This window comes from Bradyrhizobium sp. USDA 3315 (assembly GCF_054056795.1).
Genome location: NZ_JBSRYP010000001.1, coordinates 1,120,737 through 1,145,642, shown reverse-complemented (window position 1 = coordinate 1,145,642; position 24,906 = coordinate 1,120,737). Strand labels below are relative to the sequence as shown.

The window sequence follows — 24,906 nt, the reverse complement described above, 5'->3', positions numbered from 1 at the left end:
GCGCATCTTAGGTTCACGCTGCGCTTGCCCCGGAATGACAGTTTCCAGAGTCTGGTTTTCATGACCTATCCCGGCGAACAATATTATCCCAAGGGCGTGCAGTGGAGCGACGAGATCACGCGCGGCACGCTGCCGGACCTGCTGTCGAGCGCCGCCGCCGAGTTCGGCGCGCGCCCGGTGCTCGAATTCCGCGACCGGCCGATCAGCTACGCCGAGTTGGAGGCCCTGGTCGAGACCGCCGCTGCGGCCTTCATGCGGGCCGGCTACGGCAAGGGCACCTCGGTCGCGCTGTTCCTCGGCAATTCGCCTGACCATCCGATCAATTTCTTCGGCGCGCTGAAGGCCGGCGCCCGCGTCGTGCATCTGTCGCCGCTCGACGGCGAGATCGCGCTGTCGCACAAGCTGTCCGATTCAGGCGCGCGGGTGCTGGTCACCAGCAATTTGTCGGCGCTGTTGCCGACCGCGCTGAAATTCCTCGCCAAGGGTCTGCTCGACCGTCTGATCGTCTGCGAGGACGACAATTGGGGCAAGGTCGGCACGCCGCAAACCGCGCTGCCCGACAATCCCGCCATCATCACCCACCGCCAGTTCATCGACGGCGCGACCAGGCCGTCGCAATGGCCGGCGGTCGACGTCGAGGACGTCGCGCTGCTGCAATATACCGGCGGCACCACGGGCCTGCCCAAGGGCGCAATGCTCAGCCACGGCAATCTCACCGCGGCGGTGTCGATCTACGACGTCTGGGGCAAGCCCGGGCGGCTCGAACGCAATGCGATCGAGCGCGTGATCTGCGTACTGCCGCTGTTTCACATCTACGCACTGACCGTCGTGCTGCTGTCGGCGATCCGGCGCGGCCATCTGATCTCGCTGCACCAGCGCTTCGACGTCGAGGCCGTGATGCGCGACATCGAGGTCAAGCGCGCGACGGTGTTTCCCGGCGTGCCGACGATGTGGATCGCGATCGCCTCGCTGCCCGATCTCGACAAGCGCGATCTCTCTTCGCTGGTGGTCGCCGGCTCCGGCGGCGCGCCGCTGCCGGTCGAGGTCGCGAAGATCTTCGAGCGCCGCGTCGGCATGAAGCTGAAGAGCGGCTGGGGCATGACCGAGACCTGCTCGCCCGGCACCGGCCATCCCAAGGAGGGACCGGAGAAGCCGGGCTCGATCGGGCTGATGCTGCCCGGCATCGAGATGGACGTGGTGTCGCTGGAGGATTCCACCAGGGTGATGCCGGTCGGCGAGGTCGGTGAAATCCGTATCCGCGGCCCGAACGTCACCAAGGGCTACTGGAACAGGCCGGCGGAGACCGCTGAGGCCTTCGTCGGCGACCGCTTCCTCACCGGCGACATCGGCTACATGGACGCCGACGGCTATTTCTATCTGGTGGACCGCAAGAAGGACATGATCATCTCCGGCGGCTTCAACGTCTATCCGCAGATGATCGAGCAGGCGATCTACACCCATCCCGCCGTGCAGGAGGTGATCGTGATCGGCATTCCCGACGATTACCGCGGCGAGGCGGCAAAGGCCTTCATCAAGCTGCGCGACGGGCAGCCGGCGTTCTCGATCGACGAGCTGCGCGCGTTCCTCACCGGCAAGGTGGGCAAGCATGAATTGCCGGCGGCCGTCGAGTTCGTCGACGAACTGCCGCGCACCCCGGTTGGAAAGTTGTCGCGTCACGAATTGCGCCAGCAGCAGCCCAAGACATCTCAATCCACGCAACAACAGACCGCATCAGGATTCCGCCCATGACCGACGCCGTTATCGTCTCCACCGCCCGCACACCGATCGGCAAGGCCTATCGCGGCGCGCTCAACGTCACCGAGGGCGCGACCCTGCTCGGGCACGCGATCGGCGAAGCGGTGGCGCGCGCCAAGGTCGATCCGAAGGAGATCGAGGACGTGGTGATGGGCGCGGCGATGCAGCAGGGCGCGACCGGCGGCAACATCGCGCGCAAAGCACTGCTCCGCGCCGGGTTGCCGGTGACCGTTGCCGGCACCACGATCGACCGCCAATGCGCCTCCGGCCTGCAGGCGATTGCGCTCGCCGCACGCTCGGTGATCTTCGACGGCGTCGAGATCGCGGTCGGCGGCGGCGGTGAATCGATCTCGCTGGTGCAGAACGACAAGATGAATTCCTTCCACGCCCAGGATCCGGCGCTGCTCAAGATCAAGGGCGAGGTCTACATGCCCATGATCGACACTGCCGAGATCGTCGCCAAGCGCTACAACATCTCGCGCGAGAGGCAGGACGAGTATGGGCTGGAAAGCCAGCGCCGCACCGCGGCCGCGCAGCAGGGCGGCAAGTTCAAGGAAGAGCTCGCGCCGATCACCACCATGATGGCGGTCACCGACAAGGCGACCGGTGCCGTCACGATGAAAGAGGTGACGCTGTCGCAGGACGAAGGTCCGCGGCCGGAGACCACGGCCGAAGGGCTTGCCAGCCTCAAGCCGGTGCGCGGCGACGGTTTCACCATCACCGCCGGCAATGCCAGCCAGCTCTCGGACGGCGCCAGCGCCTCCGTGATCATGAGCGACAAGGAAGCCGCCAAGCGCGGGCTGAAGCCGCTCGGGATCTTCCGCGGCTTCGTCTCCGCCGGCTGCGAGCCGGACGAGATGGGCATCGGCCCGGTGTTCGCGGTGCCGCGGCTCCTGAAGCGTCATGGCCTCAAGGTCGACGATATCGATCTCTGGGAGCTCAACGAGGCCTTCGCGGTGCAGGTGCTGTACTGCCGCGACAAGCTCGGCATCGATCCGGAGAAGATCAACGTCAATGGCGGCGCGATTTCGGTCGGCCATCCCTACGGCATGTCGGGTGCGCGGCTCACTGGCCACGCGCTGATCGAGGGCCGCCGCCGCAAGGCCAAGTACGCAGTTGTCACCATGTGCGTCGGTGGCGGCATGGGCGCGGCCGGCCTGTTCGAGGTGTTGCAGTAGGATTGTCGTCCCGGCGAAAGCCGGGACCCATACGCCGCGGCTTCTCTTTGGGCACATGCGGCAGCCGGCTTTGTCAAACGCGAAAGCCGGTGGTTATGGGTCCCGGCCTTCGCCGGGACGACGAGGAAAGAAGAAGTTGAATTTCAAAAGGAGGATCCGATGGATCTCGCTTTCACCAAGGAAGAGATAGCGTTTCGCGAGGAGGTGCGGGAGTTCTTCAAGAACAACGTGCCGCCGGAGACCCGGCGCAAGCTGCAGGAAGGCCGCCATCTGTCGAAGGACGAGATGGTCACCTGGTGGCGCATCCTCAACAAGAAGGGCTGGGGCGTCACCCACTGGCCGAAGGAATATGGCGGCACCGGCTGGAGCACCGTGCAGCACTACATCTTCAACGAGGAGCTGCAGTCCTATCCGGCGCCGCAGCCGCTCGCCTTCGGCGTCAGCATGGTCGGTCCGGTGATCTACACCTTCGGCAACGAGAAGCAGAAGAAGGAATATCTGCCGCGCATCGCCAATGTCGACGACTGGTGGTGCCAGGGCTTCTCGGAGCCGGGCTCGGGTTCGGACCTCGCGTCGCTGAAGACCAAGGCCGAGCGCCGTGGCGACAAGTGGATCATCAACGGCCAGAAGACCTGGACCACGCTCGCCCAGCACGCCGACATGATCTTCTGCCTCTGCCGCACCGATCCGGCCGCGAAGAAGCAGATGGGCATCTCCTTCATCGTGTTCTCGATGAAGTCGAAGGGCGTCACCGTGCGCCCGATCCAGACCATCGACGGCGGCCACGAGGTCAACGAGGTGTTCTTCGACGACGTCGAGGTGCCCTACGAGAACCTGATCGGCGAGGAAAACAAGGGCTGGGATTACGCCAAATTCCTGCTCGGCAATGAGCGCACCGGCATCGCCCGGGTCGGCGTGTCGAAGGAGCGGCTGCGCCGCATCCGCGCGCTGGCCTCCAAGGTCGAGTCCGGCGGCCGTCCGGTGATCGAGGATCCGGCGTTCCGCGAGAAGCTCACGGCCTGCGAGATCGAGCTGAAGGCGCTCGAACTCACCCAGCTCCGCGTCGTCGCCGACGAGGGCAAGCACGGCAAGGGCAAACCCAATCCGGCCTCCTCGGTGCTCAAGATCAAGGGCTCGGAGATCCAGCAGACCACCACCGAGCTGCTGATGGAGATCATCGGTCCGTTCGCCGCGCCCTATGACGAGCACGGCGATGCCGGCTCGAACGAGAGCATGGATTGGACCGCGCAGATCGCGCCGAGCTACTTCAACAACCGCAAGGTTTCGATCTACGGCGGCTCCAACGAGATCCAGCGCAACATCATCAGCAAGGCGGTGCTGGGGCTTTGATCCTCTCCCTCTCCCCGCTCTTCGCGGGGAGAGGGTTGGGGTGAGGGGCATCTCTCCGAGCAACGACTGCCGAGAGACCTGTACCCCCTCACCCGGATCGCTTCGCGATCCGACCTCTCCCCGCAAGCGGGGCGAGGTGAAGAGGCCCCGGCTTGAACAACGATCAGTTAGTTAAGGGAACGAACATGGATTTTGATCTGTCCGAGGAGCAGCGGCTTCTCAAGGAAAGCGTCGACGGGTTGCTGGCGGATGCCTACGACTTCGATGCGCGCAAGAAGTACATGAAGGAGAAGGGCGGCTGGAGCAAAGCGCTCTGGAGCAAGCTCGCCGAGCAGGGCCTGCTTGGTCTGCCCTTCGCGGAGACCGACGGCGGCTTCGGCGCCGGCGCGGTCGAGACCATGATCGTGATGGAAGCGCTCGGCAAGGCGCTGGTGGTCGAGCCTTATCTCGCCACCGTCGTGGTCGCCGGCGGTTTTCTGCGCCATGGCGGCTCGGCCGAGCAGAAGGCCAAGCACATTCCCGGCATCATCGACGGCAGCAAGACCTTCGGCTTTGCCCAGCTCGAGAAGAACTCGCGCTACGATCTCTTCGACGTCGTGACCACGGCGAAGAAGAAGGGCGACGCTTACGTGATCGACGGCGAGAAGTTCGTCGTGCTCAACGGCGAGAACGCCGACACATTGATCGTGACCGCGCGCACCAAGGGCGGCCAGCGCGACAAGATCGGCATCGGCGTGTTCCTGGTTCCGGCGGGTGCCAAGGGCATCACCAGGAAGGGTTATCCCACCCAGGACGGCCTGCACGCGGCCGACATCACCTTCACCAATGTCGAGGTCGGTGCTGACGCTGCGATCGGCGATCCCGAGAACGGCCTGCCCCTGATCGAGCGGGTCGCCGACGAAGCCCGCATTGCGCTGTGCGCGGAAGCGGTCGGCGCGATGGACGAGTCGCTGAAGGAGACCGTCGAGTACATCAAGACCCGCAAGCAGTTCGGCGTTGCGATCGGCTCGTTCCAGAGCCTGCAGCACCGTGCCGCGGACATGTTCGTGGCGCTGGAGCAGGCCCGCAGCATGTCGATGTTCGCCACCATGGCGTCGGACTTCGACGACGCCAAGGAGCGTGCGTCGGCGGTTGCCGCCGCCAAGGTGCAGGTCGGCAAATCCCTGAAGTTCGTCGGCCAGCAGTCGATCCAGCTTCACGGCGGCATCGGCATGACCATGGAGGCCAAGATCGGCCACTACTTCAAGCGGCTGACCATGATCGAGAACACGCTCGGCGACACCGACTACCACCTCCGTCGCGTCAGCGAGGGCGGCGGGTTGTTGGCCTGAGCCATCTCCGTCATTCCGGGGCTCGCGAAGCGAGAACCCGGAATCTCGCGCCGCAACCTCTGGGTTCCGGGTTCGCGACTGCGTCGCGCCCCGGAATGACGTGCAAATAACAGGGAAACAACAACAATGAAAAACACCCCGTTCGATCTCACCGGCCAGGTCGCGGTCATCACCGGCTCGAGCCGCGGCATCGGCCGCGCATCGGCGGAGCTTTTGGCAAAACTCGGCGCCAAGGTCGTGATCTCCTCGCGCAAGGCGGATGCTTGCCAGGAAGTCGCCGACGGCATCAAGAAGGCGGGCGGCGATGCGCTCGTCATCCCCTGCAACATCGCGCGCCGCAACGAGGTCGAGGCGCTGGTCTCGGGGACGATCAAGCATTACGGCAAGATCGACATCCTGGTCTGCAACGCCGCGGTCAATCCCTATTACGGCCCGCTGCTCGACATCACCGACGAGGCCTTCGACAAGATCATGGGCTCCAACGTCAAGAGCAACATCTGGCTGTCCGCACTGGCGATCCCGCAGATGGCCGAGCGCGGCAAGGGCTCGGTCGTGATCATCTCCTCGATCGGCGGCCTGCGCGGCTCGACCGTGATCGGCGCCTACGGCATCTCCAAGGCGGCCGACTTCGCACTGTGCCGCAGCCTCGCCGGCGAATGGGGCCCGAAGGGCGTGCGCGTCAATTGCGTGGCGCCGGGCCTGGTGAAGACCGATTTCGCCCGCGCGCTGTGGGAGGACCCGGACAATCTGAAGCGCCGCACCGCATCGACGCCGCTCCGCCGTATCGGCGAGCCCGACGAGATCGCAGGCGCTGTGGCCTATCTCGCTTCCGACGCGTCGACCTTCATGACCGGCCAGACCATCGTGGTCGACGGCGGCGTCACGACGGCTGCGACTTAATCTTCAAGAGAAGCCGTCGTGGCCGGGCAAGCCCGGCCACGACGCGTTGCTTCAGACTTGCTCCAGCGCCCGCTCGAAATCCTCGATCAGATCGTCGGGATGCTCGAGCCCGGCCGAGAAGCGAACGAAACCTTCGCTGATGCCGAGCTCGGCGCGGGCCTCCGGCGCCAGGCGCTGATGCGTCGTGGTCGCGGGATGCGTGACCAGGCTCTTGGCATCGCCGAGATTGTTGGAGATGCGCGAGATCTTCAGGGCGTTGAGACAGCGGAAGGCGCCGGCCTTGCCGTCCTTCACCTCGAAGCCGACCAGCGTCGAGCCGGCGCCCATCTGCTTCTTCACCGTCGCGGCCTGCGGATGATCGGGACGGCCGGGATAGACCAGCCGCGTGATCTTCGGATGCCTGGCCAGCGCCTCGGCGATCTTCGCCGCGTTCTCGGTCTGGGCGCGGACGCGGACGCCGAGCGTCTCCAGCCCCTTCAGCAGCACCCAGGCGTTGAACGGCGACAGCGACGGCCCGGTCTGGCGCATGAAATTGTGGATGTGCTCGGCGATGAAGGCCTCCGACGACAGGATGACGCCGCCGAGGCAGCGGCCCTGGCCGTCGATATGCTTGGTTGCGGAATAGACCACGACGTCGGCGCCGAGCGACAGCGGGCTCTGCCAGATCGGCGTCGCAAACACGTTGTCGACGATCAGCCGGGCGCCGCCGCTATGCGCGATCTCTGCGATCGCGCCGATGTCGAGCACGTCGAGCGTCGGATTGGTCGGGCTCTCCAGGAAGAAGGTCTTGGTGTTCGGCCGCAACGCGCGCTGCCACTGGTCGAGGTCGAGGCCGTCGACCAGCGTCGTCTCGATGCCGTAGCGCGGCAACAGGTCCTGCACCACGTAGAGGCAGGAGCCGAACAGGGCCTTCGAGGCCACCACATGATCGCCGGCCTTCAGCGGCGCGAGGATCGCGGTGGTCACCGCGGCCATGCCGGTCGCGGTCGAGCGCGCGGCTTCCGCGCCCTCGAGCTCGATCATGCGGCGCTCGAACATCGCAATGGTCGGGTTGGAATAGCGCGAATAGATGAAGCCGGGGTCCTGGCCCTTGAAGCGCGCCTCGCATTGCTCGGCGGTGTCGTAGACGTAGCCCTGGGTGAGAAACAGCCCTTCCGACGTCTCCCCGAATTGCGAGCGCAGCGTACCGCCATGGACGAGACGGGTTTCGGGACGAAAGCGGGCCGTGGTTTCAGATTCAGACATGTGACCTCCGAGGTGGCCATTTCCCCTGGAAACTGGCCACAAAAAAACCGGCCTGGAGCAACCTCCACAAGCCGGGATCACACTGTCCCCGGCCTGTTTAGCGACTTATTTAACGTGGCTGCAAGCCGGCCGGCTCAAATCACCACGGGATAAGTGCAGCTGATATTCCCTCGCGCCCTTTCCGTCAAGACGGTCATCGGATAACCCGTAAAAGCCCATATTTTGGGGCTTGATGGCCGCCTGGAGTATGATTTTTGGGTCATCTCAAGGGATCGCCGAGGGACCGCATCGTGTCGTTCACGCTGGAAGATGAATCCAACGGAATCCTGCCCGACCGCATGATCGCGGAGATGGCGGAGGCCGGCCTCATTCTGCCCGCCTATGACTTCGTCGAGAGCCAGATCCAGCCGGCCAGCCTCGATCTGCGCCTCGGTGACATTGCCTACCGGGTCCGTGCCAGCTTCCTGCCGGGACCCGATGCCACCGTCGCCGAGCGGATCGACGAGCTGAAGCTGCACGAGATCGATCTGTCCGACGGCGCGGTGCTGGAGACCAACTGCGTCTACATCGTGCCGCTGTTGGAGAGCCTGGCGCTGCCGCCGGAGATCGTGGCCGCGGCCAACCCGAAGAGCTCGACCGGACGGCTCGACGTCTTCACCCGTGTGATCGCCGACGGCACCCGCCGCTTCGACATGATCGGCGCCGGCTATCACGGCCCGCTCTATGCCGAGATCAGCCCGAAGACGTTTCCCGTGCTGCTGCGCGAGGGTTCGCGGCTCAGCCAGGTCCGCTTCCGGATCGGCGAGGCCACGTTGACCGCCGACGAGCTCGATGCGCTGCATGCCGCCGAGCGGCTGGTCGATATCGACGATGCCGATCTCTCCGATGGCGTTGCGCTTTCCGTCGATCTTTCCGGCGAGAGCTCGGGCGGCTTTGTCGGGTACCGCGCCAAGCGCCACACCGGCGTGGTCGATGTCGATCGCCGCGGCGGCTATGCCGTCGACGACTTCTGGGAGCCGATCAAGGCCCGGCCCGACGGCAGTCTCATTCTCGATCCCGGCGAGTTCTACATCCTGGCGTCGAAAGAGGCGGTGCAGGTGCCGCCGGACTACGCCGCGGAGATGGTGCCGTTCGATCCGCTGGTCGGCGAATTCCGCGTCCACTATGCCGGCTTCTTCGATCCCGGTTTCGGCTATGCCGGCGCCGGCGGCAAGGGCGCGCGCGCCGTGCTGGAGGTGCGCTCGCGCGAGGTGCCGTTCATCCTCGAGCATGGCCAGATCGTCGGCCGTCTCGTCTATGAGCGGATGCTGGAGCGTCCCGATGCGCTCTACGGCCAGCGCATCGGCTCGAACTATCAGGCGCAGGGCCTGAAGCTCTCCAAGCATTTTCGCGTGTAATTCCGTTTCGCGCGCGCTTAATTCCGTAGCCCGGATGAAGCGCTAGCGAAATCCGGGACGCTGCATACGCGCAATGAGCTGCCCCGGATTGCGCTTCGCTCCATCCGGGCTACGATTGCGCGCGCGAGGCTTTATCTCGCCAACAAGAACAGCGGGAGCAGACATGACCGGAGAGCAGGACGCGCGCGAAACGCAGTGGCGGAAGTGGCGCAGTGTCGCCGATCTCTATCACGCCTTCTTCACCGGCCTGATCCTCACCGTCGTCACGCGGCGCGGCACGGCTGATGCCGCCGAGTTCGTCTTCCGCGTGTTTCGCCGCCAGCAGCAGGAACGCTTTCTCCCCGGCTTGAAGAAGCTCGGCCTCGACGGCCTGCCGCCGGCGGTCGCGGCCGCGCAATATCATTACCTCTCCAACTGGATCGGCGGCGTGCATGTCGAATACATGTATGAGACCGACCGCAAGGCCTGGATCCGCTATCCGCCGCCGCGCTGGATCTGGAAGGGCACGGCGATCTGCGGCGTGCCCGGCGAGGTCTCGCGCGCGATGCTGCGCGGCTGGCACGCCAACAACGGTGTCGCGCTCGGGGACTTGCGGCTCGGCTTCGTCTGCACCAAGCAGAGTGTCGACGGCCAGGACGGCCTCGAAGGCTATTACTGCGAGTACGATCATCCGCTCGAGCTCGACCAGCGCCTGGTGTTCGCGCGCCATCTCGAGGCGCCGCCATTCGATCCGAACACCGCGCCGGCGCTGCCGGTCGACAGCTGGCCGAGGCCGCGGCTGGAAAAGGCCTATCGCAACTACGCGATGGAATATGTGAAGACGGCCGCGCCGGTCATCGTGCAGGTGTTCGGCCCGGAGGATGCGAGCTACCTGCTGCATCTCACCGGCAAGCTGATCGGCATGCAGTATTACGACGAGGTCGCGCAGGCGCTCGGCGGCCGCCGTGGCCGTGCCACGGAATTTGCCGCATTCCTGCGCACTCTCTTCGAGTCGCAGGACGATATCGCTGACGTCAGCGAATCCGAGGGCCAGTTCGAATTCCGCCAGCAGGGCTGGAAGCTGATGGCCGATGTCGCCGACTATCATCCGGCCTGCGCCAGCGTGCTGACCGGCCTGTTCGAAGGGCTGGCCGCCGGCTGCGGGCGGCATATTCCGGTGCATCTGAAGCCGAACAGCACCGCCGGCGCGCCGTTCGTCTGGTCGATCGGCTAGCGCCAAGGTTCATCCGGGTTCACCTGCAATCGCGCAGGCCCCCCTTGCGCCCCGCGCACGTGGAATCCGCTGCTGCCATGGTAGGGAAACACCATGGCGCGGCTCCCCAGATCGCGCGTGGGAGTAGAAATGTCCGATCTCGGCCTCGCCGAAATACCTGTCGACGAACAAGAGCGGCCGCTGCCGCCGCCGGTGACCAAGCCGGCGCGCAATGCGCTGCTCGACGGGCCGATCCTGCGCACGCTTCTGTGGCTCGCGTGGCCGAACGTGATCGCGCTCTCGGCCGGCACCTGCGTGGTGATCGCGGAGACCTCCTATATCGGCCGGCTCGGCGTCGAGTCGCTCGCGGCGATGGCGTTGGTGTTTCCCTGCGTGATCCTGACCATGACGATGTCCGGCGGCGCGATGGGCGGCGGCGTCGCATCCGCGATCGCGCGTGCGCTCGGCGCCGGCGAGATCGAGCGCGCCTCCACGCTGGCGATGCATGCGCTGCTGATCGGCCTGACCTTTGGTTTGACGTTCATGCTGGGCATGCTGATCTTCGGCCCGCGCCTGCTCGAACTGCTCGGCGGCCGGGGCAATGTGCTGGCGCAGGCGATCGCCTATTCGCAGGTGTTCTTCGGCGGCGCGATCCTGCCCTGGCTGATGAACACCATGGCCGGCATCCTGCGCGGCACCGGCAACATGAAGCTGCCGTCGACCATGATCCTGTCCTCGGCGGTGTGGCAGATCATTCTCGGCGGCACGCTCGGGCTCGGTCTCGGTCCGGTGCCGCAATTCGGCATGCGCGGCGTCGCCGCGGGGTCGCTGATCGCCTATTCGATCAGCATCAGCGTGATGGGCTGGTATCTGTTCTCGGGCCGTGCCCGCGTGAAGCCGAAACTCAAGGGGCTGCGCGTGCAATGGGCGATGTTCATCGACATCCTCAAGGTCGGCGCGGTGTCCTGCTTCTCGCCGTTGCAGTCGGTTCTGACGATCTCGATCTTCACCCACATGCTGGCGCAGTTCGGCACCGCGGTGCTCGCCGGCTACGGCATCGGCGCGCGGCTCGAATTCATGCTGACCTCGGTCGCCTTCGCGGTCGGCATCGCCTCGGTGCCGATGATCGGCATGGCGGTCGGCGCCGAGTGCGTCGCGCGGGCCCGGCGCATCGCCTGGACCGCGGGCACGGTGTCGTTCCTTGCGGTCGGCGTGGTCGGCAGCTTCATCGCCGTCTTCCCCGACCTCTGGGTCAATCTGTTCACCAATGATCCGCACGTGCGGGCGACCAGCCATCAATATCTCTCGACCGCCGCGCCGATGTACGCGTTCATCGGCCTTGCGATGTCGATGTATTTCTCCTCGCAGGGTGCCGCGAAAGTGCTGGGTCCGGTGCTGGCGCAGACAGCGCGGCTGATCTTCATCGGCACCGGCGGCTGGTGGCTGTCGACGCATGAGGCGAGCGCGCAGAACTTCTTCGCACTCGCCGCCGCCTCGATGGGCGTGCTCGGCGTGCTGTCCTGCCTCAGCGTGATCCTGACGCGCTGGGGCAAGTCGGCACCGGTCGCCGAGGCGCAGCCGGCGCTGTCGTAGATATTAAACCCGTCATCCTGAGGAGCCGCGAAGCGGCGTCTCGAAGGATCGACGGCCCAGGTGTTTCGGCGTGCGCTCGTAGAAACAGCGGGGCTGTCGCCCTTCGAGACGGTCGCTTCGCGACCTCCTCAGGGTGATGGTCATAGTTCGAAATGCGCGGCCAGTCGCATGACCTAGCGGATCACGCCGCGCTCTTCTCCCTCGCCGACTTGGCCATCGCCGCCTGCATCGCCGCCGCGCCGAGGTCCATTTGCGCGTCCATGTAGGGCGCGACCTCGTGCGGCAGCACGTCGGCGATCCACACCACGCGGCAGCGCGTGTCGCCCTCGGCGAACACCTGCACCGAGGCGGAATGCTGCTTCAACCGCTCGCTGCTGATCGCATAGACCAGCCGCTTTCGCTGGTCGTCGCAATCGACCAGCGTCTCGCGCGCCACGGTGCCGTTGGAGAAGCTGACGGTGCGGACGTCGCCGTCCAGTTGCGTGTCAGTCACGAAGCCCGGCACTAGCCGCGTATGCAGTGCGCCGAAATCGCGCAACGCGTCCCAGACATGATCTGCCGGCGCGTCGATCGGGATATCCTTGTGAATGGAAGCCATCGTTCAATCCTCGTTGGTTTCAGATGTGTCGTCATTGCGAGGAGCGAAGCGACGAAGCAATCCACACCGCAGCAGGCGGAAAGATGGATTGCTTCGCTCGGCTCGCAATGACGGCGGAGCTGTGGTGTGCTAGGTCGACACCGCCTCGACATTGTTGCCGTCGGGGTCGAGCAGGAACGCCGCGTAATAGGTCGGGCTGTAATCCTTGCGATGGCCCGCCGCGCCGTTGTCCCTGCCGCCGGCTTTCAGGCCTTCGGTATGGAATGTCTTGATCGCGTCGTGGCTCGGGGCACGGAACGCAACGTGCGCGCCGCCCTGGGTCTTGCCCTTGTGCAGATGCAGCCAGAGCGCGGGCTCGCCCTTCGGGCCGAAGCCGGCGCCGCTGTCGTCGCGCGAGCAGAGCACGAAGCCGAGTGGCGCCAGCACCGCGGTGTAGAAGCGCACGCTGGCGTCGAGGTCGGCAACGCGCAATCCGATATGGTCGTACATGAGGAAATCTCCAGTCGCTAAGCGCATCGAAAGACGCGCGGACTGGAGTAGCCTAGCTATTGCAGCGCGAGACGTTCTTGGAAAATCTTGCGGTCGCCGCGAGAGGCCTGGCGGAACTTCAGCGGCGAGGCACCGGCGGCGCGGTGGAAGCTGCGCACGAAATTGGACAGGTCGCCGAAGCCGACGTCATAGGCGATGTCGGTGACCGGGCTGTCGTCATCCGCGAGCCGCCGCGCCGCATGGCGCAGCCGCGAGCGCACGAGATATTGATGCGGGGTGACGCCGAGCACGGCGGAAAACAGCCGCAGGAAATGGAAGGTGCTCAAGCCGGCCTGCTCGGCGGCATCGTCGAGGTCGATCTGATGCTGTGAATTGGCGTCGATCCACAGCGCGGCCTCGACGGCGCGGCGGCGATCGCGCAAGCCTGCGGTGAGCGGCTTTGCCTTGCGGTCGGACACCAGCTCGACAAGGCGGCTGGTGAGGAGGTGGCCGATCTCGTCGAGACCGACGTCGCTGTTGCCAGCTGCCGCCGTTTGCGCGAGCTCGCCGATCACCATCAGTTCCGGCAGCGGCGGCACCGACCCGACCTGCCAGACCGCCGCGCGGTCGCCGATGGTCTCGACCAGCACCGGGTCCAGGAAGAACGACAGGCATTCGTCGCCGACCACGTGGTCGTGCGTGCAGGTGTATTCATCGCCGGGATGGCCGACCAGGATCGAGCCTGCCACCAGCTCATGGAAGCGGCCGCGGCAACGGCAGCCGAAGCTGCCGCTGCGCACATAGGACACCGAGTGGCAGGCGAACTGCTCAGCGAACGGCTTGTCGCCGGGTTCCGCCGTGCAGCGAAATTCGTTCACCGTGATGCGATCGCGCTGCAGCAGCGTGGTTCGGACCATGCCCGGGATTTAAGCTTGCGGCCGGAGCCGTGCAACGGGCAGCAGCACATCAAAAAGGGTCTTGCTGGTGGTCGGCTGGGCGCCCTCGATCGAGAGCAGCCGCCGTTTCGAGATGCTGCCGCCGTTCGGCGAGATCCGGTCGGCATAATTGCCCGCCTCGAGCACCCGGTGGCAGGGCACCATGACCATGAAGGGATTGCGGCCGAGCGCCTGTGCCACCGAATAGACCGCGCCGGACGCGCGCAAGGCGCTCGCCACCTCGTCATAGGTCCGGGTTTCGCCGCGGGGAATGGTGCGGACAAACTGGTAGACGCGCGCGTTGAAGGCCAGGATGCCGCTCATGTCGAGCGCAACGCCGGCAAGGTCCCCAATGCCGCCGCGCAAGGTCGCGGCGATGCCCTCGATCGCGACAGCGACCTCCTCGGGAGGCCGCATCTCGCGCGCGTCAGGATAAAGCTTGAATAGCCGCTTGCGGGTCTCGATCTCGCGCAGCTCGGGAAGCTGCACGCCAGCCACGCCGAGCTCGCCCCACGCGATGCCGCATCGGCCGATCGCCGTGTCGAAAATGGTATACCCACGCCCCGCCATGACGCCACCAGCCCCCACGCGCGCGATCCTAACATTGTCGCCGGCGCGCGCATCCGGAATCTTGACGTTTAGCTAACCATGTCGCGGCCCCTTCTGTGTGACCCCGCCAATTTATCAGTCACGCATCTTAAAGGCTTTGCCCGCTATCTGGTCGTCAGCATGCTGCTCCACGGTACGATCGGCGGAACGATGACCAGCACCGGCGCGGATGGGGCGCGCGGCAGCACAGCCGTGGCCGGGACATCGACCGGGCGTCTTCATCCGCTGTTCGCATTGTTGTTGCTGGCATTGGTCCTGCGCCTTCCGGCCGCGCTCTGGCCCAACGTGATGTATCCGGACGAGATCTTTCAGTATCTCGAGCCGGCGTGGCGGATGCTCGGCCATGACGGCATTTTGACGTGGGAGTGGCGCGAAGGCATTCGCGGCTGGTTCCTGCCGACATTGCTGGCCGGGCCGGTCGCGGTGGGCGGCTTGATTGCGCCGGGGGGCGAGGGCGCTTTCCTGGTGCCGCGCCTGGTCGCCGCATCTGCGTCACTGTCGATCGTGGTCAGCGCCTGGTTCTTTGGTGCACGGATTTCGCGAACCCATGCCATCGTCGCGGCGTTCGCTGCGGCAGTCTGGTTCGAGTTGATCCTGCTCTCGCCGCACACATTGGGCGAGCCGTTGGCGACGGCGCTGGTCGTGCCGGCGGCGCTGCTGGTGACCGGCCGTCCGTCGCAGCGGCATCTGGCGATCGGCGGCGCGTTGCTCGCTTTTGCCTTTGTCTGCCGCTTTCAGTACGCGCCGGCCATCGCCGTGCTTGCGCTCGGCGCCTGCTGGATGCGTTGGCGAAACCTGATTCCTATGATCGCGGGCGGTCTCGCCGCGCTGGTGCTCTCCGCCGCGATCGACCTTGCGCATGGCGCCGTGCCGTTCGCCTGGCTGATCGGCAACATCAACGAAAACCTGCTGCATGATCGCGCGACCGAGTTCGGCGTGACGCCCCCTTCGGCCTATCTCGTCAACTTCCTGATCGTGTGGTCGGCGGCGATCGTGTTGCCGCTCGCCGCGATCTGGCGCGGCGCGCGGCATGCGCCGCTGCTGCTGGCCGTGGCGCTGGTCAACCTCGTCTTCCACAGCCTGATCGCGCACAAGGAATACCGCTTCGTCTTCCTGTCGGTGGCGCTGTTCATCATCGTCGCGGCGCTGGGATCGGCCGATTGGGTGCAATGGCTGCGCGCAAAACCCGGGTGGCGCCGCTGGGCATTGCCGATCGTCACCGGCGGCTGGGCCTTGCTCTCGGTGACGCTCGCCGGCGCCAGCGAAGGGATGCGCGACTACTGGACGCGCGGTGTCGGCGCGGCGCGGCTCGCCGCCGAACTGCGCAGCGATCCGCAGCTGTGCGGCCTCGCACTTTACAATGTCCGTTTCCAGCTGTTGCCAGGGCGGGAACGATTGGTCGGCCCAGTACCGCTCTATGCGCTGGAGCCCGCCGATCCGCTCGCCGAGCTGATCCTGCCGCCGCTGTTGCAGGCGACCAGGCCGGCCTTCAATCGCATCCTCGCGCGGCCCGCGGCCGCCGGTGATCTGCCGGCGGATTATTCAAGGCAAAGCTGTGCCCGCGTCGGCATCGCCGATGCCTGCATCTATGCACGAAGCGGCACCTGCGACGCATCCGCCGCCGCGGCTTTTGTCATCAATGACGTGCTCGTGAGGATGGGCCACTAGCGGGGGCGGTGCGGCGATCGGCTCCAATGCGCGCTTGATCCGCTGCCTCCGCCCGGGCTATGGTCCGGCCGGGTCGCACCCGTGAGGTGCGACCTCAAGCATCGAGATCGCGGGCGTAGTTCAATGGTAGAACGGCAGCTTCCCAAGCTGCATACGAGGGTTCGATTCCCTTCGCCCGCTCCAGCCTTCAGGCAAATGTCGCGGGACAGTTTGTCGGCATGGCAATGTATTTGGCGACAGCAGGAGACGTGACGTGAGGTTGCTTGGAGCGCTGCTGCTTGCGCTGGGCGCGCTTTGGATGACGAGGCCGGCATCCGCGCAAATGTATGATCCGCGCTATCCCGTCTGCATGCATGTTTACGGTGAGTTGGTCGGCGAGCGCATGGACTGCATCTTCACGTCGATAGATCAGTGCCAGGCCAGCGCTGTGGGCATGCCGGCGACCTGTCTGGTGAACCCTTATTATGCGCCAAGGTCTTATGCGCCAAGGTCGGCGCGTCCTCATCGGCCTGAACGATGACTTTTCCGGCGGTATCGCGAGCGTTCATTTGAGATCAGTGCATGGCATGGTGGTACTACGCGTTCTTCGCGATCGTTCTGCTCGGATGTTGTGCATTGGTGGTTCGCGCCCGTCGCGGCAGCAATACGCGAGAAGACGAGGAGCTGAACCGGCGGATCGATGAGCGCGTCGATCGGCTCGATCTCACCCGGCGCAATCGCGACAGGGATTCCTGACCCAGGGAATCCGCAGACGGCCTTCGCTATTATCCCGGGATATTACGGCGATCTGTTCACGCAACGTGCGCGCCTAACGCACCGTACTCGACCTGTTCTTCTCACAACGCGCAGTTATGTTTCCGTAGTTCTCCGCGTTTGAGAACGAAGTTCCGCCGGAACGATGTCGCGGGTTCCGGCATTGGTCGAATAGAGCCGACCGACCTCCGGCGAGAACGGTCGGTTCAAGCCCGCGCCTGGCCGTTCTCTCTCAACAGCCCCCCTAGAAGACGGCCGGCGCGGGTCCTTATCCCGGTCCTGCTCGATGTGACGAGGCTGCGCGCCGGGCGAGTGTCGCTGACGTTCGCGATGGATTTAGCGCCAGCCCAAAGCGGGCGCGATCTGGGTCAAGATCGTCTCGATCACATGCGCGTTGTAGTCGACGCCGAGCTGATTGGGGACGGTCAGAAGCAAGGTATCGGCCTCCGCGATCGCCTCATCCGTCTTGAGCTGCTCGATCAGCCTGTCCGGCTCGGCGGCGTAGCCGCGGCCGAAGATGGCGCGCGTCCTCTCATCGATGAAGCCGATCTGGTCTTGCTCCTGGCCGTTGCCGAAATAGGCGCGGTCGCGATCGTCGACCAGCGCGAAGATGCTGCGGCTCACCGAGACCCGCGGCTCGCGCGTGTGCCCGGCTTCCTTCCAGGCGGCACGATAGGCCCGGATCTGGGCGGCCTGCTGGATGTGGAAAGCCTCTCCGGTCTCGTCGTTCTTCAGCGTCGAGCTTTGCAGGTTCATCCCGAGCTTCGCCGCCCACACCGCGGTGGCGTTCGAGCCGGCGCCCCACCAGATGCGCTCGCGCAGGCCTTCCGAGAGTGGTTCGAGCCGCAGCAGGCCGGGAGGATTGGGAAACATCGGCCGTGGATTGGGCTGCGCAAATCCCTGGCCGCGCAGCATGTCGAGGAAGATCTCGGCATGACGCCGGCCCATGTCGGCGTCGGTTTCGCCCTCGCCCGGCTGATAGCCGAAATAGCGCCAGCCATCGATCACCTGCTCGGGTGAGCCGCGGCTGATGCCGAGTTGCAGGCGTCCCCTCGCGATCAGGTCGGCCGCGCCGGCGTCCTCGATCATGTAGAGCGGATTTTCGTAGCGCATGTCGATCACGGCGGTGCCGATTTCGATCCGGCTGGTCCTGGCGCCGACGGCCGCCAGCAGCGGGAACGGCGAGGCCAGCTGGCGCGCGAAGTGATGGACGCGAAAATACGCACCGTCCGCGCCGAGCTCTTCGGCCGCGACCGCAAGGTCGATCGATTGCGGCAGCACATCCGCGGCCGAGCGGGCCTGCGACTGCGGCGAGGGCGTCCAGTGCCCGAACGAAAGGAATCCGATTTTCTTCATGCCGGCAATGTAGGGATGTCCGCGACGAATTGCGATCCGTGACGTGACCCGGGGATGACCGAAAGTGCTTACCAGCCGGGAGATTTTTCTGCGGCAAATGTTGCGGGTTTTGCAGATCGGGCCGTTGCGCAAGTGCTGCATGCGTGCAGGTCTGGCCGCCTGCGCCGCGGCATGACTTGCGATCCCGGGGCGCGCCGCCTAGCTTTCCGCCACGATTTCTCCCGCCAACACCGTCCCGCAGGTCCCGATGTCGCAGCCGCTTCTGTTTCAGCCGATCACGCTTCGCGGCGTGACCTCCCGAAACCGCATCCTGATCTCGCCGATGTGCCAGTATTCGGCGACCGACGGCTTGGCCAATGACTGGCATCTCGTGCATCTCGGCAAGTTCGCCCAGGGCGGCGCCGGGCTCGTGATGGTCGAGGCCGCGGCGGTTGTCGCCGAGGGTCGCATCACCCACGGCGACGTCGGCATCTGGAACGACGAGCAGATCGCGCCGCTCGAGCGGATCGCCGCCTTCCTCAAGGACAATGGCGCCGTGCCCTCGATCCAGCTCGCGCATGCCGGCCGCAAGGCCAGCATGCAGCGTCCCTGGTACGGCAATGCCGCTCTCGATGAGGCCGACCGCGCCCGCGGCGATCTGCCGTGGCGGACGGTGGCGCCGAGCGCGATCCCGATGGAAGACGGCTGGCTGATGCCGCACGCGCTCGAGGTGGCCGAGCTCGCCGCGCTGCGCGAGCAATGGCGGCGCGCCACCTTGCGTGCGGTGGAGGCCGGCTTCGAATTCGTCGAGGTGCATTGCGCGCATGGCTATCTGCTGCACGAATTCCTCTCGCCATTGTCGAACCGCCGCACCGATGCCTATGGCGGCGATCGCGCCGGGCGGATGCGCTATCCGCTCGAGATCATCGAGACCGTGCGCGCGGCCTGGCCGGCGGAGCGGCCGCTGTCGGTGCGGATCTCCTCGGTCGACGGTATCGACGGCGGCCTGACGCTCGAGGACCAGGTCGCGTTCGCCCGCGAAGCCAGGGCGCGCGGTGCCGATTTGATCGATTGCTCGTCGGGCGGCCTGCTCGGCTCGGCGACCGCGGCGCGGATTCCGCGCGGCTACGGCTTTCAGGTGCCCTATGCCGATGAGATCCGCCGCGCCGCCGACATTGCGACCATCGCGGTCGGCCTCATCCTGCATCCGCAGCAGGCAGAAGATGTCCTGGCCAACGGCCAGGCCGACCTGGTCGCGATCGGCCGCGAGGCGCTGTTCGATCCGAACTGGCCGCTGCATGCCGAGCTTGCGCTTGGCGCTGGAGGCGGCGAGGTGTTCGCGTCCTGGCCGAAGCAGTATGGTTGGTGGCTGGAGCGGCGCGAGCCGGGCCTGCGCCGGCTCGACGGCCCGCCGCTGCCGTTCCGCCAGAGCTGACAAGAAAATCCGACAACAACCTGGGAGGTCGTTATCATGACATCAGTCGCAAAGCGCCCCTATCGCGGCGTCTTCCCCGTGGCGCCGACCATCTTCGACGCCAACGGCAAGCTCGACCTCGACGGACAACGGCGCTGCGTCGACTTTATGATTGACGCCGGCTCCCACGGCATCTGCATCCTCGCCAATTTCTCCGAGCAGTTCGTGCTGACCGACGCCGAGCGCGAGACCGTGATGCATACGGTGCTCGAGCATGTCGCCGGCCGCATTCCCGTCATCGTCACCACCACGCATTTCTCCTCGGCGGTCTGCGCCGCGCGCAGCCGCGAGGCGGAAGCCGCCGGAGCTGCCATGGTGATGGTGATGCCGCCCTATCACGGCGCGACCTTCCGCGTCGGCGAGCCGGGCATCTACGAGTTTTATCGGGGCGTGTCGGATGCCATCAACATCCCGATCATGATCCAGGACGCGCCGGTGGCGGGAACACCGCTCTCGGTGGATTTCCTGGCACGGATGGCAAAGGAGCTCGCCAATATCAGGTACTTCAAGATCGAGGTGCCGATGGCGGCGAACAAGCTGCGCGGCCTGATCGAGAAGGGCGGCGCCGAGATCGAGGGGCCGTGGGACGGCGAGGAGGCGATCACGCTGATGGCCGATCTCGATGCCGGCGCCACCGGCGCGATGACCGGCGGCGGCTATCCCGACGGCATCCGCCAGATCATGGATCCGTTCTTCGCCGGCCGGCGCGACGAGGCGGTCGGGGCCTATGCGCGCTGGCTGCCGCTGATCAATTACGAGAACCGCCAATGCGGGCTGCAGGCCTGCAAGGTGCTGATGCGCGAGGGCGGCGTCATCAAGTCCGATGCAGTGCGCCACCCGCTGCAACCGCTGCATCCGGCGACGCGCGCGGGGTTGATCGAGATCGCGCGAACACTCGATCCGGTTGTGCTGCGCTGGGGACGATGAGAGGACGCCTGGTCAGGCGCGTCCGGGCCTTTAGGACGCTCTCTCGATCGCCGGCGCGCATGGACGTTGATCTGGCGAGCGGAGCCGTGTGGCGGGCTTGGCTGAAGGGCTCGGGCGAAACCTTGTCGAAGCATGATGCCGCCGCTGCCGCTCTTGAAATCCTCGTGCCTGATCACCACCTTGGGTGGAGTACGCGATCATCGACCCTGCTTGAGTTCGCTGCAGTGAGCTTGGTTCGGCGATGGTCGTGCATGGCTGCCCGGACAAGGAGGGGGCCATGTTGCGATGTATCCGCTTGGCGGCACTCAGCTTGGCTGCCGCGTTGATGTCGACGGTGGCTGGCGCAGCGCAGGCTTGCGCCTCCCGGTCCGATTTCGTGACCTTCCTCAAAGACCATTTCGGTGAGGTTGAGGTGCACCGCGGATTGTCCGATCGCGGCCACCTCGTGGAGGTCTTCGTTTCGCCGGCGGGTACCTGGACGATCCTCCTGTCGCGGCCTGACGGTTTGTCCTGCCTCGTCGATGCGGGCGAGGCCTGGACCACGACGGTCCCCCCATCACGCGACGCGCGATTGCTGCGCCTCGTCGTGCCGGGTCCCGTGCACTGAACCTGCGCAAAGCATGCTACGCGTCCCACGTCACCGGCAAATCCAGCAGGCCGCGGAACGCCCAGCCGCCGATCCGCGCCGGCTTGTGCTCGATCAGGCGCAGATTCTTCAGCCGCTTGAAGATCGCGGGCAGCGCGACGTCGGCGACCATGGCGCGCGAGGCCCAGGCGCCGGCGCAGAAATGCGGACCGGCACCGAACGCGATGCTCTTGCCGGCGTCGCGGCGCACGTCGAACGCATCGGGCTTGTCGAAGTGTTTCTCGTCGCGGTTCGCCGAGCCGAACATCAGGAACACGCGCTCATTGGTCTCGAATGCGACGTCCCTGATCGTCCAGGGCTTTGCGATCCGCCGCGGCGACATCCCGATCGGCGAGATCCAGCGCGCATATTCCTCGAACACCTGCAGCCACGGGATCGTGCCGCTCGTCGCCAGCGCAAGCTGGTCGGGATGGGTCAGCAGCGCCCATACCGTGCCGGCGATTGCATCGCGCGGTTCGTTCTGGCCGCCCGAGATCGCAAGCTTGATATTGGCGCGCACGCTCTCCATCGGCATGTCGGTCTGCAGCATTACGCCGAGCAGGCTGAGGTCGGGCGTCTTGCGCAGCCTGGGGACCATGTCGTCGATCGCGGCATCGATCCCGGAGGTCGCCGCATGGCAGCGCGCCTCGATCGCGGGATCGCCGACATAATTGGCGATGCCGTCGATCATACCCTGCGACCACGCGTTCATGTCCTGGAAGCGCATATTGGTGAGGCCGGTGATCGACTTCAGGCATTCGGCCGAGAACGGCAGCGCGAACGTCTGCACGAAATCGACCACGCCGTCCGGGTTCAGTTCGTCGAGGATGCGCGTCGCGTGTGCTGCGAACTGCGCGGTCCAGTGCGATCTGACGGTTTTGGGCGAGATCGCCGGAAAGATCGCCTTGCGCTCGTTCATGTGCGCATCGCCGTCCTTGCGCATCATGTTGTGGCCCATCAGGTTGTTCATCAGCCCCTCGGGCTGGTGCGACGAGAACACGTCGATCTGCTTCTCGGAGATGAAGATGTCGTCGCGGCTGCACAGCAGCGTGCTGCCGAGTTGCGGCACGAAGGCGATCGGCGCCTCCTTGCGCATACGCGCCAGCGCCGGGTAGGGATCCTGCCAGAAGGCGGGGACGTCGATATTGAAATGGGGCGCGGTGCTCACGACGTGATCTCGGTTTGGCCTCGGGTTTTCGGACCGAGCATAGGCCGGGCGGCGCGGCCCGTCTGTCCCCACCGCTGGGGACAGCGGGAGACCATCGCCTGGAGCACGCTCAGTTCAACTGGCGCGCTGAGGCCATCAGGCGCAGCGCGATCGCGAACAGCTCGTTCTGCGAGGAGATGCCGAGCTTGTCATAAGCGCGTTTGCGATAGGTGAGGGCGGAGTGCAGCCCGATGCCGAGTTCGGCGGCGATCGCTTCCGAGCTGAGACCGGAGAGGATGCGCAGGCAGACCTCCTGCTCGCGCCCCGTCAGCCTGGCGAGCGGCTCGGCGGTTGCAAACAGGGTCTTCAACCGCTCGATCGGATCAACATCCGGTGCCGGGTCGCGCTGGAAATGCCGCGCCACGGCCGCCGTCAACGCCGGCGCGACCGCGGCCAGGCGCGCGATCTGCTCGCGGCTGAAGCGGCCTTGCGCGGTGATCTGGTAGAAGTTGACATAGAAGCAGGTGTCGCCGGTCCAGATCGCGGAGGCGAACTTGTCGACAATGTCGGAGTCGTCGAAGAAGATCTTGCGGTAGCCGTCGCTGTACATCCGGCGGGCAAAGTTCGGCAGCACGATCGGCGCAGCCTGCGTCCGCCCCTCGAACACCGCGTCGCGGTTCGGGTCGGCCTGATGGAAATGCTCGGAATAGGCGATCCCGAGGTCGCGCCCGGTCGGGATGTTGCCGACATCGAGCAGGCACGCGGCGGTCCGCGGACCGGTGAACGAGAACACCATGCAATGACCGACCCCGGCGACGCGCCGCAGCGCGCCGATCAGGGCCTGCGGAAAGCTGTCGCGGCCGATCGCCAGCAGCGCCGGCGTGATGTCGCTGACGACAGAAGTCTTGAAGGCGAAATCTGCCTTCATGGCGTCCTCCCTGTGTTTCGGAAAGACTAGAGCCTTTTCCGTTCCGATGGAATCGGAACGGGGCTCTGGATTCTTTGTTTTGACGCGTTTTCCTAACGCGAACCGGGATCCACTTCGCTCGAAAACGCTCTGGCAGCGACATCGCCGGCGTGGAAGCGGCGCCTCAGGCGCCCGGCACCTGGTCGAGGAAGCCGGTGATGCTCCTGATCCGGCCGTCCTTCAGCATCGCGAAGTCGGTGCCCTTGATCGGGCTGTCGACGCCGTCCGGCCCGAGGCCCCAGGAGAATCGGACATGGTCGCCGAAGCCGTTCGGCTCCCCGATCAGCTTGAAGCGGAAGTCCGGAAACTTCTGCTGCACGCCGGCGATCAGCGCGTCGACGCCCTCATGGCCGTCGCCGTTCATCAGCGGATCGATATAGCGCGCATCGGCGGTCCAGTTCTCGCTCAGCATCTCGCGACGCCGGCTCGGCGTTCGCTCGTTCCAGAGATCGATATAGCGGCGGGCGATGGTGGCATGGTCGGTCATGGTGCTCTCCTTCGATAATGCCGGACTGTGCGGCGGTCCGGACTATCGAAGGTTCGCGTGCGCCGATCGATTACCTCTGAGGTCATCGCGCGGGCTATGGTGCGATGGTCAGCACCGCCTTCATGTTGGGATGGTAGCGGCAGTAATAGTCGACCGTGCCGGCCTTGGTCAGGACCGACTTGATTGTCTTCTTCGGCGCGATCGTCACGTCGAAGTCGCCGTTCTTCGCGGTAGCGGTGTGCGCCAACACGTCCTTGTTGACCCATTCGATGGTGTCGCCGACCTTGGCCGACACCTCGGCCGGCGAGATCACCAGATTTTCCATCACGATCTGGATGGTGGCCGCATGCGCCGGGACGGCCATCGCGCCGAGCGCGAGCAAAGCCAGCGTTGCGAGACAGCGTCCTGGCAACATCGCGCGCCTCCTTACTTCAGGCCGGCCGCGACATGTTCGGCATGCTGCTGGTGGCCCTGGAAGATCTTCAGGCCGGTTTGCAGCAGGCCCTTCAGCTCGGGATTGCTGGCCGAGGGGATCAGCTGCGTTTCCAGCGCGGTGTTGACGGCCTTGTGGTAGGCGACCTCGTTGTCGATATAGGCCTTGTCGTAGGCGGCGCCCTTCAGCTTGCCGAGTTCGGCGAGCTTGTCGGCCGCCTGCTTCGACAGCGCCTTGCTGGTGTCGTTGTCCTCCGGCGTCACCTTCAATTTCTTGACGAGGTCGAGCGCCTGCTTGTTCACCGCCTCGTGGTCGCGCGCCATGTCCTTGGCGAACGCCTTGACCTCCTTGTTGGAGGCCTTCTCTTCCGCCTGCTTGGCGGCATTGATGTCGATCACACCGGCCGTATAGGCGATGTGCGCGATCTGCGGATCGGTCGGCTTGGCGCCCTGCGCCAGCGCAGCGCAGTTGAGAAGGCTGAGCGCGGCGACCGCGATACCCAATCGAACGAACATGGTTTGAAACTCCTGTTGAGCCGG

Annotated in this window: 25 protein-coding genes, 1 tRNA gene and 1 riboswitch; of the genes, 15 read left to right on the top strand and 11 right to left on the bottom strand. The window is 65.6% G+C overall.

The window, feature by feature from the left end:
* The first annotated feature begins 60 nt into the window (after window positions 1-60).
* The 5 genes from pimA to ACVIYL_RS05315 all read left to right on the top strand — a co-directional run bounded on the left by pimA (window position 61) and on the right by ACVIYL_RS05315 (window position 6,514).
* Complete coding sequence (pimA, locus tag ACVIYL_RS05335) at window positions 61-1,749, top strand: dicarboxylate--CoA ligase PimA (protein WP_456777928.1); 1,689 nt, start codon at window positions 61-63, stop codon at window positions 1,747-1,749.
* Complete coding sequence (locus ACVIYL_RS05330; protein ID WP_057016016.1) at window positions 1,746-2,933, top strand: acetyl-CoA C-acyltransferase; 1,188 nt, start codon at window positions 1,746-1,748, stop codon at window positions 2,931-2,933. The genes pimA and ACVIYL_RS05330 overlap by 4 nt, the downstream gene beginning before the upstream one ends.
* A 159-nt stretch (window positions 2,934-3,092) precedes the next feature.
* Window positions 3,093-4,283, top strand: a complete 1,191-nt coding sequence (pimC, locus tag ACVIYL_RS05325; RefSeq protein ID WP_018269091.1) for a pimeloyl-CoA dehydrogenase large subunit — start codon at window positions 3,093-3,095, stop codon at window positions 4,281-4,283.
* Between the two features lie 185 nt (window positions 4,284-4,468).
* Window positions 4,469-5,614 (top strand): pimeloyl-CoA dehydrogenase small subunit, encoded by a 1,146-nt coding sequence (gene pimD, locus ACVIYL_RS05320; protein ID WP_456777927.1) that lies wholly within the window; start codon window positions 4,469-4,471, stop codon window positions 5,612-5,614.
* A gap of 126 nt (window positions 5,615-5,740) precedes the next feature.
* Window positions 5,741-6,514, top strand: coding sequence for an SDR family NAD(P)-dependent oxidoreductase (locus tag ACVIYL_RS05315; protein ID WP_028338111.1), 774 nt, complete (start codon window positions 5,741-5,743; stop codon window positions 6,512-6,514).
* A 51-nt stretch (window positions 6,515-6,565) separates the two neighbouring features.
* Here the strand turns inward: ACVIYL_RS05315 and ACVIYL_RS05310 are convergent, their stop codons facing one another.
* Window positions 6,566-7,759, bottom strand: a complete 1,194-nt coding sequence (locus tag ACVIYL_RS05310) for an O-succinylhomoserine sulfhydrylase (RefSeq protein ID WP_253604862.1) — start codon at window positions 7,757-7,759, stop codon at window positions 6,566-6,568.
* A gap of 76 nt (window positions 7,760-7,835) precedes the next feature.
* Window positions 7,836-7,915, bottom strand: a riboswitch (SAM riboswitch).
* A gap of 134 nt (window positions 7,916-8,049) precedes the next feature.
* On the opposite strand from ACVIYL_RS05310, the gene ACVIYL_RS05305 reads away from it, so the two are divergent.
* From ACVIYL_RS05305 to ACVIYL_RS05295, 3 genes are all read left to right on the top strand, one after another.
* The gene (locus ACVIYL_RS05305; RefSeq protein WP_028339061.1) at window positions 8,050-9,156 is read left to right on the top strand and encodes a 2'-deoxycytidine 5'-triphosphate deaminase; all 1,107 of its coding nucleotides are present in this window, start codon (window positions 8,050-8,052) and stop codon (window positions 9,154-9,156) included.
* Window positions 9,157-9,319: 163 nt separating this feature from the next.
* A complete protein-coding gene (locus ACVIYL_RS05300; RefSeq protein WP_456777926.1) occupies window positions 9,320-10,369 on the top strand; it encodes a hypothetical protein in 1,050 nt (349 codons plus the stop codon).
* 129 nt (window positions 10,370-10,498) lie between these two features.
* On the top strand, window positions 10,499-11,941 hold the full coding sequence (locus ACVIYL_RS05295) for an MATE family efflux transporter (protein ID WP_456777925.1): 1,443 nt from the start codon (window positions 10,499-10,501) through the stop codon (window positions 11,939-11,941).
* Between the two features lie 181 nt (window positions 11,942-12,122).
* On the opposite strand, the gene ACVIYL_RS05290 is transcribed toward ACVIYL_RS05295, so the two are convergent.
* The 4 genes from ACVIYL_RS05290 to ACVIYL_RS05275 form a co-directional block, all read right to left on the bottom strand.
* Complete coding sequence (locus ACVIYL_RS05290; RefSeq protein ID WP_076832454.1) at window positions 12,123-12,539, bottom strand: SRPBCC family protein; 417 nt, start codon at window positions 12,537-12,539, stop codon at window positions 12,123-12,125.
* A gap of 129 nt (window positions 12,540-12,668) precedes the next feature.
* Window positions 12,669-13,028 carry a VOC family protein gene (locus ACVIYL_RS05285; RefSeq protein ID WP_168857618.1) on the bottom strand — a complete coding sequence of 120 codons (360 nt, stop codon included), beginning with the start codon at window positions 13,026-13,028 and terminating at the stop codon, window positions 12,669-12,671.
* A 56-nt stretch (window positions 13,029-13,084) separates the two neighbouring features.
* Complete coding sequence (locus ACVIYL_RS05280; protein WP_456777924.1) at window positions 13,085-13,924, bottom strand: helix-turn-helix domain-containing protein; 840 nt, start codon at window positions 13,922-13,924, stop codon at window positions 13,085-13,087.
* A 9-nt stretch (window positions 13,925-13,933) separates the two neighbouring features.
* Window positions 13,934-14,512, bottom strand: coding sequence for a methylated-DNA--[protein]-cysteine S-methyltransferase (locus ACVIYL_RS05275; protein WP_456777923.1), 579 nt, complete (start codon window positions 14,510-14,512; stop codon window positions 13,934-13,936).
* Window positions 14,513-14,671: 159 nt separating this feature from the next.
* Between ACVIYL_RS05275 and ACVIYL_RS05270 the strand changes: the two genes are divergently transcribed.
* From ACVIYL_RS05270 to ACVIYL_RS05255, 4 genes are all read left to right on the top strand, one after another.
* Complete coding sequence (locus ACVIYL_RS05270) at window positions 14,672-16,219, top strand: 4-amino-4-deoxy-L-arabinose transferase (RefSeq protein WP_456777922.1); 1,548 nt, start codon at window positions 14,672-14,674, stop codon at window positions 16,217-16,219.
* 109 nt (window positions 16,220-16,328) lie between these two features.
* Window positions 16,329-16,402 (top strand) — tRNA-Gly (locus ACVIYL_RS05265).
* Between the two features lie 70 nt (window positions 16,403-16,472).
* Window positions 16,473-16,739 carry a DUF3551 domain-containing protein gene (locus ACVIYL_RS05260; protein WP_456777921.1) on the top strand — a complete coding sequence of 89 codons (267 nt, stop codon included), beginning with the start codon at window positions 16,473-16,475 and terminating at the stop codon, window positions 16,737-16,739.
* Between the two features lie 41 nt (window positions 16,740-16,780).
* A complete protein-coding gene (locus ACVIYL_RS05255) occupies window positions 16,781-16,954 on the top strand; it encodes a hypothetical protein (protein WP_194295406.1) in 174 nt (57 codons plus the stop codon).
* A gap of 354 nt (window positions 16,955-17,308) precedes the next feature.
* On the opposite strand, the gene ACVIYL_RS05250 is transcribed toward ACVIYL_RS05255, so the two are convergent.
* Complete coding sequence (locus ACVIYL_RS05250; protein WP_456777920.1) at window positions 17,309-18,328, bottom strand: LLM class flavin-dependent oxidoreductase; 1,020 nt, start codon at window positions 18,326-18,328, stop codon at window positions 17,309-17,311.
* A gap of 247 nt (window positions 18,329-18,575) precedes the next feature.
* Between ACVIYL_RS05250 and ACVIYL_RS05245 the strand changes: the two genes are divergently transcribed.
* The 3 genes from ACVIYL_RS05245 to ACVIYL_RS05235 all read left to right on the top strand — a co-directional run bounded on the left by ACVIYL_RS05245 (window position 18,576) and on the right by ACVIYL_RS05235 (window position 21,315).
* A complete protein-coding gene (locus tag ACVIYL_RS05245) occupies window positions 18,576-19,742 on the top strand; it encodes an NADH:flavin oxidoreductase/NADH oxidase (protein ID WP_456777919.1) in 1,167 nt (388 codons plus the stop codon).
* Between the two features lie 36 nt (window positions 19,743-19,778).
* Window positions 19,779-20,708, top strand: coding sequence for a dihydrodipicolinate synthase family protein (locus ACVIYL_RS05240; RefSeq protein WP_456777918.1), 930 nt, complete (start codon window positions 19,779-19,781; stop codon window positions 20,706-20,708).
* 295 nt (window positions 20,709-21,003) lie between these two features.
* Window positions 21,004-21,315 carry a hypothetical protein gene (locus tag ACVIYL_RS05235; RefSeq protein ID WP_456777917.1) on the top strand — a complete coding sequence of 104 codons (312 nt, stop codon included), beginning with the start codon at window positions 21,004-21,006 and terminating at the stop codon, window positions 21,313-21,315.
* A gap of 16 nt (window positions 21,316-21,331) precedes the next feature.
* Here ACVIYL_RS05235 and ACVIYL_RS05230 read toward each other — a convergent pair whose 3' ends face one another.
* The 5 genes from ACVIYL_RS05230 to ACVIYL_RS05210 form a co-directional block, all read right to left on the bottom strand.
* The gene (locus tag ACVIYL_RS05230; RefSeq protein WP_456777916.1) at window positions 21,332-22,501 is read right to left on the bottom strand and encodes a cytochrome P450; all 1,170 of its coding nucleotides are present in this window, start codon (window positions 22,499-22,501) and stop codon (window positions 21,332-21,334) included.
* A 109-nt stretch (window positions 22,502-22,610) separates the two neighbouring features.
* Entirely contained in the window at window positions 22,611-23,408 is a 798-nt protein-coding gene (locus tag ACVIYL_RS05225; protein ID WP_456777915.1) for a helix-turn-helix transcriptional regulator, read from the bottom strand.
* 163 nt (window positions 23,409-23,571) lie between these two features.
* Window positions 23,572-23,934, bottom strand: a complete 363-nt coding sequence (locus ACVIYL_RS05220; protein ID WP_076832433.1) for a nuclear transport factor 2 family protein — start codon at window positions 23,932-23,934, stop codon at window positions 23,572-23,574.
* 94 nt (window positions 23,935-24,028) lie between these two features.
* Window positions 24,029-24,349, bottom strand: a complete 321-nt coding sequence (locus ACVIYL_RS05215) for a cupredoxin domain-containing protein (RefSeq protein ID WP_229189393.1) — start codon at window positions 24,347-24,349, stop codon at window positions 24,029-24,031.
* Window positions 24,350-24,360: 11 nt separating this feature from the next.
* A complete protein-coding gene (locus ACVIYL_RS05210; RefSeq protein WP_057016034.1) occupies window positions 24,361-24,882 on the bottom strand; it encodes a DUF4142 domain-containing protein in 522 nt (173 codons plus the stop codon).
* Window positions 24,883-24,906 lie beyond the last annotated feature (24 nt).

Coding starts and splice junctions, on each gene's coding strand:
- ACVIYL_RS05255 (WP_194295406.1), top strand. CDS start 16,781: ATGGCATGGTGGTACTACGCGTTCTTCGCGATCGTTCTGCTCGGATGT.
- ACVIYL_RS05250 (WP_456777920.1), bottom strand. CDS start 18,328: ATGAAGAAAATCGGATTCCTTTCGTTCGGGCACTGGACGCCCTCGCCG.
- pimC (WP_018269091.1), top strand. CDS start 3,093: ATGGATCTCGCTTTCACCAAGGAAGAGATAGCGTTTCGCGAGGAGGTG.
- ACVIYL_RS05225 (WP_456777915.1), bottom strand. CDS start 23,408: ATGAAGGCAGATTTCGCCTTCAAGACTTCTGTCGTCAGCGACATCACG.
- ACVIYL_RS05220 (WP_076832433.1), bottom strand. CDS start 23,934: ATGACCGACCATGCCACCATCGCCCGCCGCTATATCGATCTCTGGAAC.
- ACVIYL_RS05315 (WP_028338111.1), top strand. CDS start 5,741: ATGAAAAACACCCCGTTCGATCTCACCGGCCAGGTCGCGGTCATCACC.
- ACVIYL_RS05210 (WP_057016034.1), bottom strand. CDS start 24,882: ATGTTCGTTCGATTGGGTATCGCGGTCGCCGCGCTCAGCCTTCTCAAC.
- ACVIYL_RS05310 (WP_253604862.1), bottom strand. CDS start 7,759: ATGTCTGAATCTGAAACCACGGCCCGCTTTCGTCCCGAAACCCGTCTC.
- ACVIYL_RS05330 (WP_057016016.1), top strand. CDS start 1,746: ATGACCGACGCCGTTATCGTCTCCACCGCCCGCACACCGATCGGCAAG.
- ACVIYL_RS05215 (WP_229189393.1), bottom strand. CDS start 24,349: ATGTTGCCAGGACGCTGTCTCGCAACGCTGGCTTTGCTCGCGCTCGGC.
- ACVIYL_RS05275 (WP_456777923.1), bottom strand. CDS start 14,512: ATGGCGGGGCGTGGGTATACCATTTTCGACACGGCGATCGGCCGATGC.
- ACVIYL_RS05285 (WP_168857618.1), bottom strand. CDS start 13,028: ATGTACGACCATATCGGATTGCGCGTTGCCGACCTCGACGCCAGCGTG.
- pimA (WP_456777928.1), top strand. CDS start 61: ATGACCTATCCCGGCGAACAATATTATCCCAAGGGCGTGCAGTGGAGC.
- ACVIYL_RS05280 (WP_456777924.1), bottom strand. CDS start 13,924: ATGGTCCGAACCACGCTGCTGCAGCGCGATCGCATCACGGTGAACGAA.
- ACVIYL_RS05240 (WP_456777918.1), top strand. CDS start 19,779: ATGACATCAGTCGCAAAGCGCCCCTATCGCGGCGTCTTCCCCGTGGCG.
- ACVIYL_RS05245 (WP_456777919.1), top strand. CDS start 18,576: ATGTCGCAGCCGCTTCTGTTTCAGCCGATCACGCTTCGCGGCGTGACC.
- ACVIYL_RS05270 (WP_456777922.1), top strand. CDS start 14,672: ATGCTGCTCCACGGTACGATCGGCGGAACGATGACCAGCACCGGCGCG.
- pimD (WP_456777927.1), top strand. CDS start 4,469: ATGGATTTTGATCTGTCCGAGGAGCAGCGGCTTCTCAAGGAAAGCGTC.
- ACVIYL_RS05295 (WP_456777925.1), top strand. CDS start 10,499: ATGTCCGATCTCGGCCTCGCCGAAATACCTGTCGACGAACAAGAGCGG.
- ACVIYL_RS05290 (WP_076832454.1), bottom strand. CDS start 12,539: ATGGCTTCCATTCACAAGGATATCCCGATCGACGCGCCGGCAGATCAT.
- ACVIYL_RS05300 (WP_456777926.1), top strand. CDS start 9,320: ATGACCGGAGAGCAGGACGCGCGCGAAACGCAGTGGCGGAAGTGGCGC.